Origin of the sequence: Enterobacter cloacae complex sp. 382A5 (genome assembly GCF_050031095.1) — a bacterium.
Taxonomy (GTDB): domain Bacteria; phylum Pseudomonadota; class Gammaproteobacteria; order Enterobacterales; family Enterobacteriaceae; genus Enterobacter; species Enterobacter cloacae.
The window spans coordinates 1,351,291-1,366,451 of the sequence record NZ_JBLGVK010000001.1 but is presented as its reverse complement, the minus strand read 5'-3'; the positions used below and the strand labels follow the sequence as shown (position 1 = coordinate 1,366,451).

At 55.4% G+C, this 15,161-nt stretch carries 16 protein-coding genes; 10 read left to right on the top strand and 6 right to left on the bottom strand.

All coding sequences use genetic code 11. The features are described 5' to 3' along the window. Window positions 1–32 precede the first annotated feature (32 nt). The gene (locus ACQG2G_RS06465) at window positions 33–851 is read left to right on the top strand and encodes a pyridoxal phosphatase (RefSeq protein WP_061771570.1); all 819 of its coding nucleotides are present in this window, start codon (window positions 33–35) and stop codon (window positions 849–851) included. On the opposite strand, the gene modC is transcribed toward ACQG2G_RS06465, so the two are convergent. The 4 genes from modC to ACQG2G_RS06445 all read right to left on the bottom strand — a co-directional run bounded on the left by modC (window position 852) and on the right by ACQG2G_RS06445 (window position 3,703). Beyond that, on the bottom strand, window positions 852–1,910 hold the full coding sequence (gene modC / locus ACQG2G_RS06460; RefSeq protein ID WP_029882496.1) for a molybdenum ABC transporter ATP-binding protein ModC: 1,059 nt from the start codon (window positions 1,908–1,910) through the stop codon (window positions 852–854). A 2-nt stretch (window positions 1,911–1,912) separates the two neighbouring features. Then, complete coding sequence (gene modB, locus ACQG2G_RS06455; RefSeq protein ID WP_013097514.1) at window positions 1,913–2,602, bottom strand: molybdate ABC transporter permease subunit; 690 nt, start codon at window positions 2,600–2,602, stop codon at window positions 1,913–1,915. Continuing rightward, the gene (gene modA / locus ACQG2G_RS06450) at window positions 2,599–3,375 is read right to left on the bottom strand and encodes a molybdate ABC transporter substrate-binding protein (protein ID WP_061771571.1); all 777 of its coding nucleotides are present in this window, start codon (window positions 3,373–3,375) and stop codon (window positions 2,599–2,601) included. Before modA ends, modB begins: the two co-directional genes overlap by 4 nt. A gap of 178 nt (window positions 3,376–3,553) precedes the next feature. Then, window positions 3,554–3,703, bottom strand: coding sequence for an AcrZ family multidrug efflux pump-associated protein (locus ACQG2G_RS06445; protein WP_013097516.1), 150 nt, complete (start codon window positions 3,701–3,703; stop codon window positions 3,554–3,556). Between the two features lie 129 nt (window positions 3,704–3,832). Here ACQG2G_RS06445 and modE point away from each other — a divergent pair, with 129 nt between their 5' ends. The 7 genes from modE to gpmA all read left to right on the top strand — a co-directional run bounded on the left by modE (window position 3,833) and on the right by gpmA (window position 11,597). Beyond that, a complete protein-coding gene (gene modE / locus ACQG2G_RS06440; RefSeq protein ID WP_040020659.1) occupies window positions 3,833–4,621 on the top strand; it encodes a molybdenum-dependent transcriptional regulator in 789 nt (262 codons plus the stop codon). Between the two features lie 67 nt (window positions 4,622–4,688). Continuing rightward, on the top strand, window positions 4,689–6,161 hold the full coding sequence (modF, locus tag ACQG2G_RS06435) for a molybdate ABC transporter ATP-binding protein ModF (protein ID WP_061771572.1): 1,473 nt from the start codon (window positions 4,689–4,691) through the stop codon (window positions 6,159–6,161). Window positions 6,162–6,362: 201 nt separating this feature from the next. Next, window positions 6,363–7,379: a UDP-glucose 4-epimerase GalE gene (gene galE / locus ACQG2G_RS06430; RefSeq protein WP_023622345.1), complete on the top strand. Its 1,017-nt coding sequence runs from the start codon at window positions 6,363–6,365 to the stop codon at window positions 7,377–7,379. A 9-nt stretch (window positions 7,380–7,388) separates the two neighbouring features. Beyond that, window positions 7,389–8,435, top strand: a complete 1,047-nt coding sequence (gene galT, locus ACQG2G_RS06425; RefSeq protein WP_013097520.1) for a galactose-1-phosphate uridylyltransferase — start codon at window positions 7,389–7,391, stop codon at window positions 8,433–8,435. Window positions 8,436–8,438: 3 nt separating this feature from the next. After that, window positions 8,439–9,587, top strand: a complete 1,149-nt coding sequence (galK, locus tag ACQG2G_RS06420) for a galactokinase (protein WP_038418919.1) — start codon at window positions 8,439–8,441, stop codon at window positions 9,585–9,587. Beyond that, window positions 9,581–10,624 carry a galactose-1-epimerase gene (gene galM, locus ACQG2G_RS06415; RefSeq protein ID WP_061772168.1) on the top strand — a complete coding sequence of 348 codons (1,044 nt, stop codon included), beginning with the start codon at window positions 9,581–9,583 and terminating at the stop codon, window positions 10,622–10,624. The genes galK and galM overlap by 7 nt, the downstream gene beginning before the upstream one ends. A 220-nt stretch (window positions 10,625–10,844) precedes the next feature. Then, window positions 10,845–11,597 (top strand): 2,3-diphosphoglycerate-dependent phosphoglycerate mutase, encoded by a 753-nt coding sequence (gene gpmA, locus ACQG2G_RS06410; RefSeq protein WP_008501111.1) that lies wholly within the window; start codon window positions 10,845–10,847, stop codon window positions 11,595–11,597. 61 nt (window positions 11,598–11,658) lie between these two features. Here gpmA and aroG read toward each other — a convergent pair whose 3' ends face one another. After that, complete coding sequence (gene aroG / locus ACQG2G_RS06405; protein WP_013097523.1) at window positions 11,659–12,711, bottom strand: 3-deoxy-7-phosphoheptulonate synthase AroG; 1,053 nt, start codon at window positions 12,709–12,711, stop codon at window positions 11,659–11,661. Window positions 12,712–13,015: 304 nt separating this feature from the next. Here aroG and ACQG2G_RS06400 point away from each other — a divergent pair, with 304 nt between their 5' ends. Continuing rightward, window positions 13,016–13,393, top strand: coding sequence for a YbgS-like family protein (locus ACQG2G_RS06400; protein ID WP_061772169.1), 378 nt, complete (start codon window positions 13,016–13,018; stop codon window positions 13,391–13,393). 106 nt (window positions 13,394–13,499) lie between these two features. After that, the gene (gene zitB, locus ACQG2G_RS06395; RefSeq protein ID WP_248078725.1) at window positions 13,500–14,432 is read left to right on the top strand and encodes a CDF family zinc transporter ZitB; all 933 of its coding nucleotides are present in this window, start codon (window positions 13,500–13,502) and stop codon (window positions 14,430–14,432) included. On the opposite strand, the gene pnuC is transcribed toward zitB, so the two are convergent. Further along, complete coding sequence (gene pnuC / locus ACQG2G_RS06390; RefSeq protein WP_020685075.1) at window positions 14,429–15,148, bottom strand: nicotinamide riboside transporter PnuC; 720 nt, start codon at window positions 15,146–15,148, stop codon at window positions 14,429–14,431. The genes zitB and pnuC overlap by 4 nt on opposite strands. Window positions 15,149–15,161: the final 13 nt, after the last annotated feature.

The window sequence follows — 15,161 nt, the reverse complement described above, 5'->3', positions numbered from 1 at the left end:
ATCGTAAATTCAATATTAACCCGGAAAAACAAATGACCTCGCGTGTGATTGCTCTGGATTTAGACGGTACCTTACTGACGCCGCAAAAAACCCTTCTCCCCTCCTCCCTTCAAGCGCTTAAACGCGCGCAGGAAGTGGGATATCAACTCCTTATCGTAACGGGTCGACATCACGTTGCCATTCACCCTTTTTATCAGGCACTGGCGTTAGATACACCTGCAATTTGTTGTAATGGCACTTATTTGTATGATTATCAAGCAAAAAAGGTTTTAGAATCCGACCCACTGCCGGTTCCCCAGGCATTGCAGTTAATAGATCTGCTGGATGAACATGCGATCCACGGCCTGATGTATGTCGATAATGCGATGGTCTATGAGCGCCCGACCGGCCACGTTATCCGCACCACCAACTGGGCTCTGTCTCTGCCAGAAGCGCAGCGTCCGGTCTTTACCCAGGTCTCTTCCCTGCGCCAGGCGGCTCAGGATGTTGAGGCTATCTGGAAATTCGCGTTGACCGATGAAGATACCAGCAAACTGAATACCTTCGCGAAACACGTTGAACAGGCGCTGGGTCTGGAGTGCGAATGGTCCTGGCATGACCAGGTTGATATTGCCCGTAAAGGCAACAGCAAAGGTAAACGCCTGACACAGTTCGTAGAGTCTCAGGGGTGGTCAATGCAGGATGTAATCGCCTTTGGCGATAACTACAACGACATCAGCATGCTGGAAGCCGCCGGAACGGGCGTGGCAATGGGCAATGCCGATGACGCGGTGAAAGCGCGCGCTAACGTGGTGATTGGCGATAACACCACCGACAGCATCGCGCAGTATATTTATACCCACCTGCTGTAATCAGGTGGTAATGGAGACGCTCTTGATTTGCGCGTAAAGCCACAGGCCAGGTTTGATCCCTAACTCATCCCTGGCCCACGGACTGATCCGTGCCCAGAGCGTCCTGCTCCCCACCTCAAGCTGCACCTCTACCTGACCGTTATCATCAAAACACTCGGCGACCTTCGCGCGCAGGATATTACGGATACTGGTCTGCAGCGGAGGCTGTAAAACCAGAGAGACATCCGACGCCTGAATACGAATACGCAGCGCCGACTGCAGGGGCTTGTCGATTTTATTCACCCACAGGTGCTGGTCGCCCAACGCCAGGGCGGTCATCGCGTAATGCGGGTGGTGCTCCAGCACGCTCACCTTCAGGATACTGCTCTGCTGCTCCCGGGGCAGCCACGGGTGCATGACGCTACTGCCCCAGACCTCTTCAAGATTGCCAAACGCCTTTACGCTGCCGTTTTCCAGCACCAGTACGTTATCCGCCAGATGTAGAATTTCATCCAGGGAGTGGCTGACGTACAGCATCGGGATCTTGATTTCACGCGCCAGGCGCTGGAGATACGGCAGGAGTTCACGTTTACGCGGAATATCCAGCGAGGCCAGCGGCTCATCAAGCAGCAGGAGTTCGGGGGCGGTGAGCAACGCGCGCCCTATCGCCACCCGCTGCTTCTCACCGCCGGAGAGCGAGGAAGGCAACCGGTCAAGCAGTGGCTCAATGCCCAGCAGCGCCACCAGCTTGTCAAACTGCGCGGCCATGCTTTTGGCCATGCCGTAACGCAGATTCCCGCGCACGCTGTAGTGCGGGAATAACCGCGCATCCTGAAACACATAGCCAATGCGCCGTTTATCCGGCGTCAGGTAAATCTTGTTTTCAACGTCATTCAGGACGCGATTATTCAGCACAATGCGACCTGCCTGCGGGCGTGTCAGGCCACCGATCGCATTAATGAGCGAGGTTTTCCCGGCGCCGGAGACCCCAAAGATGGCGGTGATGCCGGTGGCAGGCAGCGTCTCGTCCAGTGTAAGGGTGTGGTTTCCCAGCGTCTGGGTGAAATGGAGTTCCAGCATAACTATTTCCCCATCCGCTCGCGGCTGAGTCGCGCCAGCCATTCAGAGACCAGCAGCGATATCAGCGCCAGCACAATTGAGATAACGCACAGACGCGCCGCAGCACCTTCGCCACCCGGCGTCTGTATCAGCGTATACATGGCCGAAGGGATCGTCCGCGTTTCACCGGGGATGTTCGAAACAAAGGTAATGGTGGCACCGAATTCACCCAGCGAACGGGCAAAGGCCAGTACCGTACCGACAATAATGCCCGGCAGCGTGAGCGGTAGCGTAATGGTGAAAAAGACGCGCCAGCGCCCGGCACCCAGCGTGCGGGCGGCCTGTTCCAGTTTGATATCCACCCCTTCCAGCGCCAGGCGGATAGCCCTCACCATCAGCGGAAATGACATCACCGCCGCGGCCAGCACCGCACCGCGCCAGCTAAAGGCAAAGGTCAGCCCGAACCAGTCGTACAGCCATTGGCCGATAAACCCGCGTCGGCCCATGGACACCAGCAGCAGATATCCCACCACGACGGGCGGCAACACCAGCGGAAGATGGAGAACGCTGTCAAGCAGGGCTTTGCCGGGAAACTTACAGCGCACCAGCAACCAGGCAAAGAAGATCCCAAAGGGCAAACTTAGCGCAACCGCCAGGGAAGAGACTTTCAGGCTCAGCAGTACAGCCTGCCATTCAGGATCGGTCAATATCATTCGTGAGTCGTAAATCCATAACGTTTAAAGATTGCGGACGCTTCCGGCCCCTTCAGGTACGCCTGGAAGGCCGTCACGGTCGCATTTTTATGTCCATCAACAATCGCAACAGGATATTCCACTTTTTTGTGGGCGTCTTCCGGGAACGTGCCAACCACTTTGACCCCCTTGCTGGCAACGGCATCCGAGCCGTAGACAATGCCCAGCGGAGCCTCATTGCGCTCCACCAGCGCCAGCGCACCGCGTACGTCTTCTGCCGGCGCCAGATCTGATGACAGTGTCTGCCACGCGCCCAGTTTCTGCAGGGCCTCTTTCGCGTAAATCCCAGCCGGTACATGGTCCGGATCGCCCACTGCCAGCCGGCCACCGTTCAGAAGACGCGTCCAGTGAGTCTCTTTGTTGATGGTGATGTCACCCTGCGGACTGGCTTTTGGCGCGACCACGACAAGGCTATTCCCCAGCAGCGTTTCGCGGGTTGTGGTATCCACGGCTTTCTTCTCAACGGCGTAATCCATCCATTTCTGATCGGCAGAGATGAACAGATCGGCCGGTGCCCCCGCTTCTATCTGGCGCGCCAGTGTAGAAGAAGACGCGAAAGAGGAGACGACGTCGATGTTCTTCTCTTTTTTATACGCAGCAGCAATATCCTGCATCGCATTCGTCAGCGACGCCGCCGCAAAAACCGTGATTTTACCTTCGTCGGCCAGCGCGTGTCCGGTCAGCGAAAGTGCCAGCGTTGCCCCTGCGAAAAAGCGTAACCCTGTACGTGCCATCTGTAGCTCCTGTGAGTTTCGTTATATACGCAATAATATAACGACAACGCCGGAGATATCCCAGCGTTAAATCGTACCGATCAAGAGGTACAATTACCGGATGCTTTAAATCATATCGGCGATGACGAAAAATACTTGAGAGCAAAACGCCCGGGCAAGCCGGGCGTTTTGTGGGGAATCAGTGCTGCTTTTTAGCGCGGTCTCTGTGACCAATGTTCGAAAAGACGTTGAACACTTCACCCAGGCCGTAGATGGCACCGAGGATGATGGCCATCACTACTGGTACCATGATCACGGCGAATACCAGACTTTTCAACAACTCTAACATGGTTTTCTCCAGATATTGTGGACGGCTTATTCTACCCTGAAAAGTAAGAAAAACATCCCCTTTTGTGCGGTCCCCTTTGCGCCCTGTGCCATTTGGTTCACAATAGCCCTTTTGTCAGGACACTCCGTTATGCAGGCTGAAATTCTCCTTACCCTACGACTTCAGCAGAAGCTTTTCGCCGATCCGCGACGTATCGCCCTGCTTAAACAAATAGAACAAACGGGTTCAATAAGCCAGGGGGCAAAGAACGCGGGCATTAGTTATAAAAGCGCCTGGGACGCGATCAACGACATGAATACCCTGAGCGAGCAGATGCTGGTTGAGCGAGCCACGGGCGGCAAAGGGGGCGGTGGCGCCGTGCTGACCCGCTACGGCCAGCGTCTGATTCAGCTTTATGACCTGCTGGCCCAGATCCAGCAGAAAGCGTTCGATGTGCTAAGTGACGATGATAACCTCCCGCTGGACAGCCTGTTAGCCGCCATTTCTCGCTTCTCACTCCAGACCAGCGCCCGCAACCAGTGGTTTGGCACGGTCACCGCACGCGATAACGGGCAGGTACAGCAACATATCGAGATCCTGCTTGCCGACGGTACCACCCGCCTGAAAGCCGCGATTACCGCCCAAAGTGGAGAGCGTCTGGGGCTGGATGAAGGCAAGGAGGTGCTGGTGTTGCTGAAAGCGCCGTGGGTCGCAGTGACGCGCGATGCCGAACGCGCCAAAGCGGCAGACAACCAGCTGCAGGGCACCATCCAGCACATTGAACGTGGTGAAGCGCAGTGTGAGGTCCTGATGACCCTGCCGGACGGCCAGGTGCTGTGCGCGACGGTTGCCCTGAGCGAGGCGCACGAATTAGAAGAAGGTGCTGTAGTCACCGCATATTTCAACGCAGACCGGGTAATTATCGCCACATTGTGCTGAGCAGATTGACAAGCGTGTCGACAGTGAGTATCCCTGACATCTGATGCTGCAAAAAATGGGATAAATCATGTCATCATTGCATATTTCGCAAGGTACGTTTCGTCTTGGCGATACCCGAACGCTGACGCTGCCAGATTTAACACTCCATGCGGGTGAAAGCTGGGCATTTGTGGGCACCAACGGAAGCGGCAAGTCCGCGCTGGCCCGGGCGCTGGCCGGAGAGCTCACCCTGCTTAAAGGTGAACGCCAGAGCCATTTTACGCGTACGACGCGCCTGTCGTTTGAACAGCTGCAGAAGCTGGTGAGCGATGAATGGCAGCGTAACAACACGGACCTCCTCAGCCCGGGCGAAGAAGACACGGGCCGCACAACGGCAGAAATTATTCAGGACGAAGTCAACAATCCCGCCCGTTGTCAGCAGCTGGCGGAGCAGTTTGGCATCACCGCCCTTCTCAACCGCCGCTTCAAATACCTTTCCACCGGCGAGACGCGTAAAACGCTGCTCTGCCAGGCGCTGATGAGCGAACCTGAGCTGTTAATCCTGGATGAGCCGTTCGACGGTCTGGACGTGCAGTCCCGCGCCCAGCTGGCAGACCTGCTGGCCTCGCTTAACCAGCAGGGCTACACCCTTGTGCTGGTGCTTAACCGTTTTGATGAAATCCCGGATTTTGTGCAGAACGCCGGGGTGCTGGCGGACTGCAGCCTTACCGAAACCGGCGAAAAATCGGTACTGCTGAAACAGGCGTTGATTGCCCAACTGGCGCACAGCGAAAAGCTCGACGGCATTACCCTGCCCGAACCCGACGCCCCTTCGGTACGTCTCGCTTTAGATCCCAATCAGCCGCGGATTGTGCTGCGTAACGGGGTGGTCTCTTATGACGATCGTCCGATCCTGAATCATCTCAGCTGGACGGTTAATCCGGGCGAACACTGGCAGATTGTCGGCCCCAACGGCGCGGGGAAATCGACGCTGCTGAGTCTGATCACCGGCGATCACCCGCAGGGCTACAGTAACGATCTGACCCTGTTTGGCCGCCGTCGCGGAAGCGGTGAAACCATCTGGGATATCAAAAAGCATATCGGCTATGTCAGCAGCAGCCTGCATCTGGATTACCGGGTCAGCACCACCGTACGCAATGTGATCCTCTCCGGGTACTTTGATTCCATCGGTATTTATCAGGCGGTATCGGACAAACAGCACAAGCTGGCCCAGCAGTGGCTGGATATTCTGGGGATGGACAACCGGGTCGCTGACGCGCCGTTTCACAGTCTGTCCTGGGGGCAGCAGCGTCTGGCATTGATCGTCCGGGCGCTGGTGAAACACCCGACGCTGCTGATCCTCGATGAGCCGCTTCAGGGGCTGGATCCGCTTAACCGCCAGCTGATCCGTCGCTTTGTGGATGTGCTGATTGGCGAAGGTGAGACCCAGTTACTGTTTGTCTCACATCATGCTGAAGACGCACCGGCCTGCATCACGCACCGTCTGGAGTTTATCCCGGACGGTGAGCACTATCGTTACCTGCTGAGCAAAATCGATTAACTTCCGGAGGGCGCCGCCCTCCGCTTTTCAGATAACCTGCAGTGATACTTCATTATCTCTTTGATCTACAATGCGAGTGGATCAAAAAAAAGCGGGTTTGAAAAACAGTGTAAACGATTCCACTAATTTATCCCATGTCACACTTTTCACGTCTCTGTTATGCTATGGTTATTACATACCATAAGCCTAATGGAGCGAAATATGCGAGTTCTGGTAACAGGTGGTAGCGGTTACATAGGAAGTCATACCTGTGTGCAACTGCTGCAAAACGGTCATGATGTCATCATCCTCGACAACCTGTGCAATAGTAAGCGCAGCGTGCTGCCTGTGATTGAACGTCTTGGCGGAAAACAGCCGACTTTCGTCGAAGGTGACATCCGCAATGAAGCGTTGATGACCGAGATCCTCCACGACCATGCCATTGAAACGGTGATCCACTTCGCTGGCCTGAAAGCGGTCGGTGAGTCGGTCGCGAAGCCGCTTGAGTATTACGACAACAACGTCAACGGTACCCTGCGTCTTATCTCCGCCATGCGCGCGGCGAACGTCAAAAACTTCATCTTTAGCTCATCCGCCACCGTCTACGGCGATCAGCCCAAAATTCCTTACGTTGAAAGCTTCCCCACCGGTACGCCACAAAGCCCGTATGGCAAAAGCAAACTGATGGTGGAACAGATCCTGACCGACCTGCAAAAAGCACAGCCGGAGTGGAGCATCGCCCTGCTGCGCTACTTCAACCCGGTCGGCGCCCATCCGTCAGGCGATATGGGTGAAGATCCGCAGGGTATTCCAAATAACCTGATGCCGTATATCGCACAGGTGGCGGTGGGCCGCCGCGAGTCGCTGGCGGTGTTCGGCAATGACTATCCAACTGAAGATGGCACCGGCGTGCGTGATTACATCCACGTTATGGATCTGGCCGACGGCCACGTGGCAGCAATGCAGCAGTTGGCCGACAAACCGGGCGTGCATATTTACAACCTCGGCGCCGGTATTGGCAGCAGCGTGCTGGATGTGGTTAACGCCTTCAGCAAAGCCTGCGGTAAGCCGGTCAACTATCACTTCGCCCCCCGCCGCGAAGGAGACCTCCCGGCATACTGGGCTGATGCAACCAAAGCCGATAAAGAGCTTAACTGGCGTGTTACCCGCACGCTGGATGAAATGGCACAGGATACCTGGCACTGGCAGTCTCGCCACCCACAAGGTTATCCGGACTAAGGATCCGTCATGACTTCATTCAATCCCGTCGATCATCCGCATCGTCGTTTTAACCCGCTTAGCGGGCAATGGATTTTGGTGTCTCCGCATCGCGCCAAGCGCCCCTGGCAGGGGGCGCAAGAGACGCCTGCAAAACAGACGCTGCCACAGCACGACCCGGACTGCTTCCTGTGTCCGGGCAACACCCGCGTAACGGGAGATAAAAACCCGGACTACAAAGGCACCTTCGTTTTCACCAACGATTTTGCCGCGCTCATGACCGACACGCCGGACGCGCCGCAGAGCGATGATCCGCTGATGCGTTGTGAAAGCGCCCGGGGAACCAGCCGCGTGATCTGCTTCTCGCCCGATCACAGCAAAACGCTACCGGAGCTTAGCGTTGATGCGCTGAAAGAGGTGGTGAGCACCTGGCAGGCACAAACTGCGGAGCTGGGCCAGACTTATCCGTGGGTGCAGGTATTCGAAAATAAAGGCGCCGCGATGGGCTGCTCTAACCCGCATCCACACGGGCAGATCTGGGCGAACAGTTTCCTGCCCAACGAAGCCGAACGAGAAGATCGCCTGCAAAAAGCCTATTACGCGGAAAACGGCTCCCCGATGCTGGTGGACTACACCCGGCGTGAACTGGCCGACGGTAGCCGTACTGTGGTCGAAACGGAACACTGGCTGGCCGTTGTACCGTACTGGGCGGCGTGGCCCTTTGAAACGCTGCTGCTGCCTAAAGCACATGTTCAGCGCATTACGGATCTCAGCGACGCACAGCGTGACGATCTTGCGCTGGCGCTGAAAAAGCTGACCAGCCGTTACGACAATCTGTTCCAGTGCTCCTTCCCGTACTCAATGGGCTGGCACGGCGCACCGTTTAACGGCGAAGAGAATCAACACTGGCAGTTGCATGCCCATTTCTATCCGCCGCTGCTGCGTTCTGCGACGGTGCGTAAATTTATGGTGGGCTATGAAATGCTGGCGGAAACCCAGCGTGACCTGACGGCAGAACAGGCCGCAGAACGCCTGCGTGCCGTTAGCGATGTCCATTATCGCGAATCAGGAGTCTAATAAATGAGTCTGAAAGATAAAACACAATCCCTGTTTGCTGAAAAATTTGGCTACCCTGCCACCCACGTTATCCAGGCACCTGGCCGCGTAAACCTGATTGGTGAACACACCGACTACAACGACGGTTTTGTTCTGCCCTGTGCCATTGATTACCAGACGGTGATCGCCTGCGCAAAGCGCGATGACCACAAAGTGCGCGTGATTGCGGCGGATTACAGTAATGAGATGGACGAGTTTTCCCTCGATGCCCCGATTGTTATCCACGACAGCCAGCAGTGGTCCAACTATGTGCGCGGCGTGGTGAAACATCTGCAAAAGCGTAACAAGAATTTTGGCGGTGCAGATCTCGTCATCAGCGGCAACGTGCCACAAGGGGCCGGTTTAAGCTCGTCGGCATCCCTGGAAGTGGCGGTGGGAACCGTCTTCCAGCAGCTGTACCATCTGCCGCTGGACGGGGCGCAAATCGCACTGAACGGCCAGGAAGCGGAGAATCAGTTTGTGGGCTGCAACTGCGGCATCATGGACCAGCTTATCTCCGCGCTGGGCAAAAAAGAGCATGCGTTACTGATTGACTGCCGAACGCTTGGAACCAAAGCCGTTCCCCTGCCAAAGGGTGCCGCGGTCGTGATTATCAACAGCAACTTTAAACGTACGCTGGTGGGCAGCGAGTACAACACCCGCCGCGAGCAGTGCGAAACCGGCGCACGCTTCTTCCAGCAGCCGGCCCTGCGCGACGTGACGCTTGATGAATTCAACAAAGTGGCGCACGAGTTGGATCCGGTAGTGGCAAAACGCGTTCGTCATGTGCTGACCGAAAACGCCCGAACCGTTGAAGCCGCTTCCGCGCTGGCAAAAGGAGACCTGAAACGTATGGGGGAACTGATGGCAGAGTCCCACGCCTCCATGCGCGATGACTTCGAAATCACCGTTCCGCAAATCGATACCCTGGTGGAGATTGTCAAAGCGGTCATCGGCGATAAAGGCGGTGTACGCATGACGGGCGGTGGTTTTGGTGGCTGCATCGTCGCTCTGGTGCCGGAAGATCTCGTCCCGGCCGTCCAGTCGGCGGTGGAGAAACAGTACGAAGCCAAAACGGGCATTAAAGAAACGTTCTATGTTTGTAAAGCATCACAAGGAGCCGGACAGTGCTAAACGAAACGCCAACCCTCGCACCGGATGGTCTGCCGTATCGCCTGTTAACCCTGCGCAACAGCGCGGGGATGGTTGTTACGCTCATGGACTGGGGTGCCACCCTACTTTCCGCCCGCGTACCAATGCCAGACGGCAGCGTGCGCGAAACCCTTCTCGGCTGCGCCTCGCCTGAGCAGTATATCAACCAGGCCGCCTATCTTGGCGCGTCCGTCGGGCGCTATGCGAACCGCATTGCGAAAAGCCGTTTTGAGCTCGACGGTGTTCGCTACACGTTGCTGCCAAGCCAGGGTGAGAACCAGTTGCATGGTGGACCGGAAGGATTTGACAAACGCCGCTGGAAAATTGTCCAGCAAAACGACCGGGAAGTGCTGTTTTCACTTGACTCGCTGGATGGCGACCAGGGATTCCCGGGTAACCTTACCGCGTTTGCACGCTTTACGCTGACCGACGACAACCGTATCGCCATTGAATACCGTGCGACGGTCGATAAGCCGTGTCCGGTCAACCTGACCAACCACGCCTACTTCAATCTGGACGGTAACCAGTGCGATGTACGTAACCATAAGCTGCATATCCTTGCGGATGCCTATTTGCCGGTGGACGAGATGGGCATTCCGTATCAGGGGCTGAAGCCCGTGGAAGGTACCAGCTTTGACTTCCGCAACGCAAAATCTATCGCCCAGGATTTCCTGAGCGATGACGATCAGCGCAAGGTGAAAGGTTACGACCACGCGTTCCTGCTGCAGGCACAAGGCGATGTGAAACAGCCTGCTGCACAGGTCTGGTCTGCGGATGAAAAACTGCAGATGACGGTCTACACCAGCGCCCCTGCCCTGCAATTCTACTCAGGTAACTATCTTGGCGGGACAACCGCACGTGAGCACGGCGAGTACAGCGACTGGCAAGGTCTGGCGCTGGAAAGCGAGTTCCTGCCGGACAGCCCGAACCATCCCGAATGGCCACAGCCGGACTGTGTCCTGCGCCCGGGTGAAGAGTACGTCAGCGTCACCGAGTATCATTTTACTCCGCACGCTTAACCTCCGGCCGCAACATCGTCAGCCCTCCCCTGGAGGGCTTTTTTCTGCACGCCTTGCTGAAAATAGCGCCAATCGCAGACAAAATCATAACCCTGGATTCACAAGCACCTTACACTCAGAGACTATTTTCGCTATGGTTAGGGTTAAGCGTTGCTGCTGGCACGGCCACGGCAATATAATGAGAATTGTTATCATTCTAAAAATGCTTGAGGAGTAAGAGATGGCTATTACTAAGCTGGTTCTGGTGCGCCACGGCGAAAGCCAGTGGAACAACGAAAACCGCTTCACCGGTTGGTACGACGTTGATCTGTCTGAGAAAGGCGTAAGCGAAGCAAAAGCAGCAGGTAAACTGCTGAAAGAAGAAGGCTTCAGCTTTGATTTTGCTTACACCTCTGTGCTGAAACGTGCCATCCACACCCTATGGAACGTGCTGGACGAGCTGGATCAGGCCTGGCTGCCGGTTGAGAAATCCTGGAAACTGAACGAGCGTCACTACGGTGCGCTGCAGGGTCTGAACAAAGCCGAAACCGCTGAGAAGTACGGTGACGAGCAGGTTAAACAGTGGCGTCGCGGCTTCGCGGTAACCCCACCAGAGCTGACCAAAGATGACGAGCGCTATCCGGGCCACGACCCGCGTTACGCGAAACTGACCGACGCTGAGCTGCCAACCACCGAGAGCCTGGCGCTGACCATTGACCGCGTTGTTCCTTACTGGAACGAAACCATTCTGCCACGCCTGAAAAGCGGTGAGCGCGTTATCATCGCCGCTCACGGTAACTCCCTGCGCGCGCTGGTGAAATACCTGGACAACATGGGTGAAGACGAGATCCTCGAACTGAACATCCCGACTGGCGTACCGCTGGTGTATGAGTTCGACGAAAACTTCAAGCCAATCAAACACTACTATCTGGGTAACGCGGATGAGATCGCAGCGAAAGCCGCGGCTGTTGCGAACCAGGGTAAAGCGAAGTAATTTTCGCCGGACATAAAAAAAGCGCGGAGCCTTCCGCGCTTTTTTATTTGTGCCGAAAGAATCAACCGCGACGGGCTTTTACCGCATTCGCCAGCTGACGCAGGATGGCGTCGGTATCTTCCCAGCCAATGCAGGCATCCGTCACGCTCTTGCCATAGACCAGCGGCTCGCTGCCTTCGAGGTTCTGGTTACCCTCAACCAGATGGCTTTCAATCATCACCCCTATCACCGCTTTCTCGCCGCCAGCAATCTGCTGACAAACATCTGCGCCGACTTCCATCTGCTTTTTAAACTGCTTGCTGGAGTTGGCGTGGCTGAAGTCGATCATCACCTGAGGCGGCAGCCCGGCTTTTTCCAGCCCGACCTTCACCTCTGCGACATGTTTTGCGCTGTAGTTAGGCTCTTTACCGCCGCGCAGAATGATATGGCAGTCACCGTTACCGCTGGTGTTAACAATGGCAGAATGACCCCATTTGGTCACGGACAGGAAGCAGTGTGGTGCCCCTGCCGCATTGATGGCATCAATCGCGACTTTGATGGTGCCATCGGTACCGTTTTTAAAACCCACCGGGCAAGAGAGGCCGGACGCCAGTTCACGGTGAACCTGAGATTCAGTGGTACGCGCGCCAATGGCGCCCCAGCTCATCAGGTCTGCCAGATATTGTGGCGTAATCATATCCAGGAACTCACCGGCGGCTGGCAGGCCACTGTCGTTAATCTCCAGCAGCAGCTTGCGCGCAATACGCAGGCCGTCGTTAATCTGGAAGCTGTTGTCCATATGCGGATCGTTAATCAGCCCTTTCCAGCCAACGGTGGTGCGCGGCTTTTCAAAGTACACGCGCATCACAATTTCCAGCTCATCTTTAAGCTCTTCGCGCAGCTTAAGCAGTCTCGCGGCATACTCTTTTGCCGCGGCAGGATCGTGGATTGAGCACGGGCCAATCACCACCAGAAGACGATCGTCATTACCTTTCAGGATCTTGTGGATCGCTTTACGAGCATGAGAAACCGTGTTTGCGGCATTTTCAGTGGCGGGGAATTTCTCAAGGAGTGCTACAGGAGGTAATAACTCATTGATCTCTTTAATGCGTAAATCGTCGTTCTGATAATTCATCTTCTTTCCAGCTCTGCCATATCTTTTGTAATGAAAGCAATCCTTTCAATCTATCTTGTCGACCAGGAAGTGTAAACACGGTTTTACACTTCACGCAGATAATTCCTGGAATTCGCCTAAAAATCGCCACAAAATAGCGAAAAACGAGATCTAACCTAAGCTTTTTAACTGTAACAACCATATTTGCTTTATTAAACGCGATTCCCTACTGACGTAAGTCCGTCTGGCGGGATCTTTCGCCTCTGAAAAAGATGCACTGTTGGAGAATGTTATCCAGCGTAACGACAAGAACAGGAGCACCATGATGAAAATGACGAAACTGGCAACTCTCTTCCTGACGGCAACCCTCACCCTGACAAGCGGCAGCGTTCTTGCGGCTGAAACGAGCTCATCGGGTAACGGCGATGCTAACGCGGCTGCGTCAGCAGGCCAGGTGGCCCCTGATGCCAAACAGAATGTCGCCCCGAACAATGTCGATAACAGCCAAATTAATAACGGGAACACGAATACCGGCGGCACGATGCTGCACCCTGATGGTACCGACTCAGGCACCATGAATCATGACAATATGAGCAAGGATGAGGTTCACAAAAACACGATGTGTAAAGACGGCCGTTGCCCGGACGCGAATGACAAAGTGGGCGATGATGCCAATACCAAAACGGATGGTACAACCCAGTAACCGGTTAGGGATTTAACTGCGAAAGGAGAGCTCAGGCTCTCCTTTCTTTTTGAGTAACTTATTAAAAACGCTACACTAATAACAATAACGAATCAGGAAAGATAACATGGCACACACGCATTCCCACGCCTCCGGCGACGACAACGCTAAACGCCTGCTGCTGGCCTTCGGCGTTACCGCCACCTTCATGATTATTGAGATCATCGGCGGTTTGATCTCCGGCTCCCTGGCGCTGCTGGCTGACGCCGGACATATGCTTACCGATGCAGCAGCGCTGCTTTTTGCCCTCCTGGCCGTACAGTTTGCCCGTCGTCCTCCTAATGCACGCCATACATTCGGCTGGCTGAGGCTGACGACGCTTGCCGCGTTTGTTAATGCGATTGCGCTGGTGGTCATTACCCTTCTTATCGTCTGGGAGGCCATTCAGCGCTTCAGACACCCTCAGCCGGTCGCCGGGATGACAATGATGGCGATCGCCGTGGCGGGGCTGCTTGCCAATCTTCTGGCCTTCTGGATTTTGCATCGCGGCAGTGGTGAAAAGAACCTTAACGTACGCGCCGCGGCTCTGCATGTGATGGGAGATTTACTGGGCTCGGTGGGAGCCATTGTTGCCGCACTGGTGATCCTCTACACTGGCTGGACGCCTGTCGACCCTATTCTTTCTGTACTGGTCTCGTGTCTGGTGTTACGCAGCGCCTGGCGGCTATTGAAGGAGAGCGTCAATGAGTTGCTGGAGGGGGCGCCCGCCTCTGTGGATATCGCCGAGTTAAAGCGTAATCTGCATCGTTCAGTTCCTGAAGTACGTAACGTCCACCACGTGCACGTCTGGCTGGTGGGCGAGAAAGCGGTTATGACGTTGCACGTCCAGGTGATCCCGCCGCACGACCACGATGCGCTGCTCGAACGCATCCAGCACTTTCTTGAACATCACTATGAAATTGGTCACGCGACCATCCAGATGGAGTACCAGCCCTGTAACGGGCCGGATTGCCACCTGAATGAGGCGCAGTCCGACCATTCACATCATCACCACCATTAACTGGAGAGCGCGTGAGAGCCTCGCTCACGCGCGCTGTTAATCCACATCCGGCTTCCGTTCAGGGCAATGAAGGTCAACAGCAGATATTCCAGAGACATCGCATAGACGCCCTGCAGGGCGAAAATCACCACGCTGATGACATTGATGATGACCCACAGCAGCCAGTTCTCAACGTATTTACGGGTCATCAGGATCATCGCCGCAATGGACAGCACCATCATGCAGGAATCCCAGAACGGGAAAGCATCCGGCTGAAGCACAGGCATTGTCACCTGTAACCCGATGCCGGACATGGCCGCCACAGCAATACGGGTCAGGAAAGCAAATACCGGGTTGATGTAGACCGTCATTAAACCAATGGCGACCACACACGCGACAAACCAGGCGATGGCTTTCGGCAAGGGTAACCAGCGGATCTGCAGCTCGGCCTCCTGCTGGCTGTTCTGCCGAGACCACGCGTACCACCCATAGATATTGGCCGCAAAAAAGAACAGCTGCAAAAGCAAGCTTGCGTAGAGCTGGATCTGGAAGAAGATAATCGCAAACAGCGTAACGTTAATGAGCCCGAACGCGTAATTGCTGATCTTCTCCAGGCTTGCGAGCCAGATACAGAGTAATCCCGCCAGCGTGCCAACGGCCTCAATCCATGACAGGTCATAGCCACCTGCACCAATCGGTATATGAACCAGAATGTTTTGTGTGCTAAAAAAATCCATCTTTTCCCCGGGA

Coding starts and splice junctions, on each gene's coding strand:
- ACQG2G_RS06465 (WP_061771570.1), top strand. CDS start 33: ATGACCTCGCGTGTGATTGCTCTGGATTTAGACGGTACCTTACTGACG.
- modC (WP_029882496.1), bottom strand. CDS start 1,910: ATGCTGGAACTCCATTTCACCCAGACGCTGGGAAACCACACCCTTACA.
- modB (WP_013097514.1), bottom strand. CDS start 2,602: ATGATATTGACCGATCCTGAATGGCAGGCTGTACTGCTGAGCCTGAAA.
- modA (WP_061771571.1), bottom strand. CDS start 3,375: ATGGCACGTACAGGGTTACGCTTTTTCGCAGGGGCAACGCTGGCACTT.
- ACQG2G_RS06445 (WP_013097516.1), bottom strand. CDS start 3,703: ATGTTAGAGTTGTTGAAAAGTCTGGTATTCGCCGTGATCATGGTACCA.
- modE (WP_040020659.1), top strand. CDS start 3,833: ATGCAGGCTGAAATTCTCCTTACCCTACGACTTCAGCAGAAGCTTTTC.
- modF (WP_061771572.1), top strand. CDS start 4,689: ATGTCATCATTGCATATTTCGCAAGGTACGTTTCGTCTTGGCGATACC.
- galE (WP_023622345.1), top strand. CDS start 6,363: ATGCGAGTTCTGGTAACAGGTGGTAGCGGTTACATAGGAAGTCATACC.
- galT (WP_013097520.1), top strand. CDS start 7,389: ATGACTTCATTCAATCCCGTCGATCATCCGCATCGTCGTTTTAACCCG.
- galK (WP_038418919.1), top strand. CDS start 8,439: ATGAGTCTGAAAGATAAAACACAATCCCTGTTTGCTGAAAAATTTGGC.
- gpmA (WP_008501111.1), top strand. CDS start 10,845: ATGGCTATTACTAAGCTGGTTCTGGTGCGCCACGGCGAAAGCCAGTGG.
- aroG (WP_013097523.1), bottom strand. CDS start 12,711: ATGAATTATCAGAACGACGATTTACGCATTAAAGAGATCAATGAGTTA.
- ACQG2G_RS06400 (WP_061772169.1), top strand. CDS start 13,016: ATGAAAATGACGAAACTGGCAACTCTCTTCCTGACGGCAACCCTCACC.
- zitB (WP_248078725.1), top strand. CDS start 13,500: ATGGCACACACGCATTCCCACGCCTCCGGCGACGACAACGCTAAACGC.
- pnuC (WP_020685075.1), bottom strand. CDS start 15,148: ATGGATTTTTTTAGCACACAAAACATTCTGGTTCATATACCGATTGGT.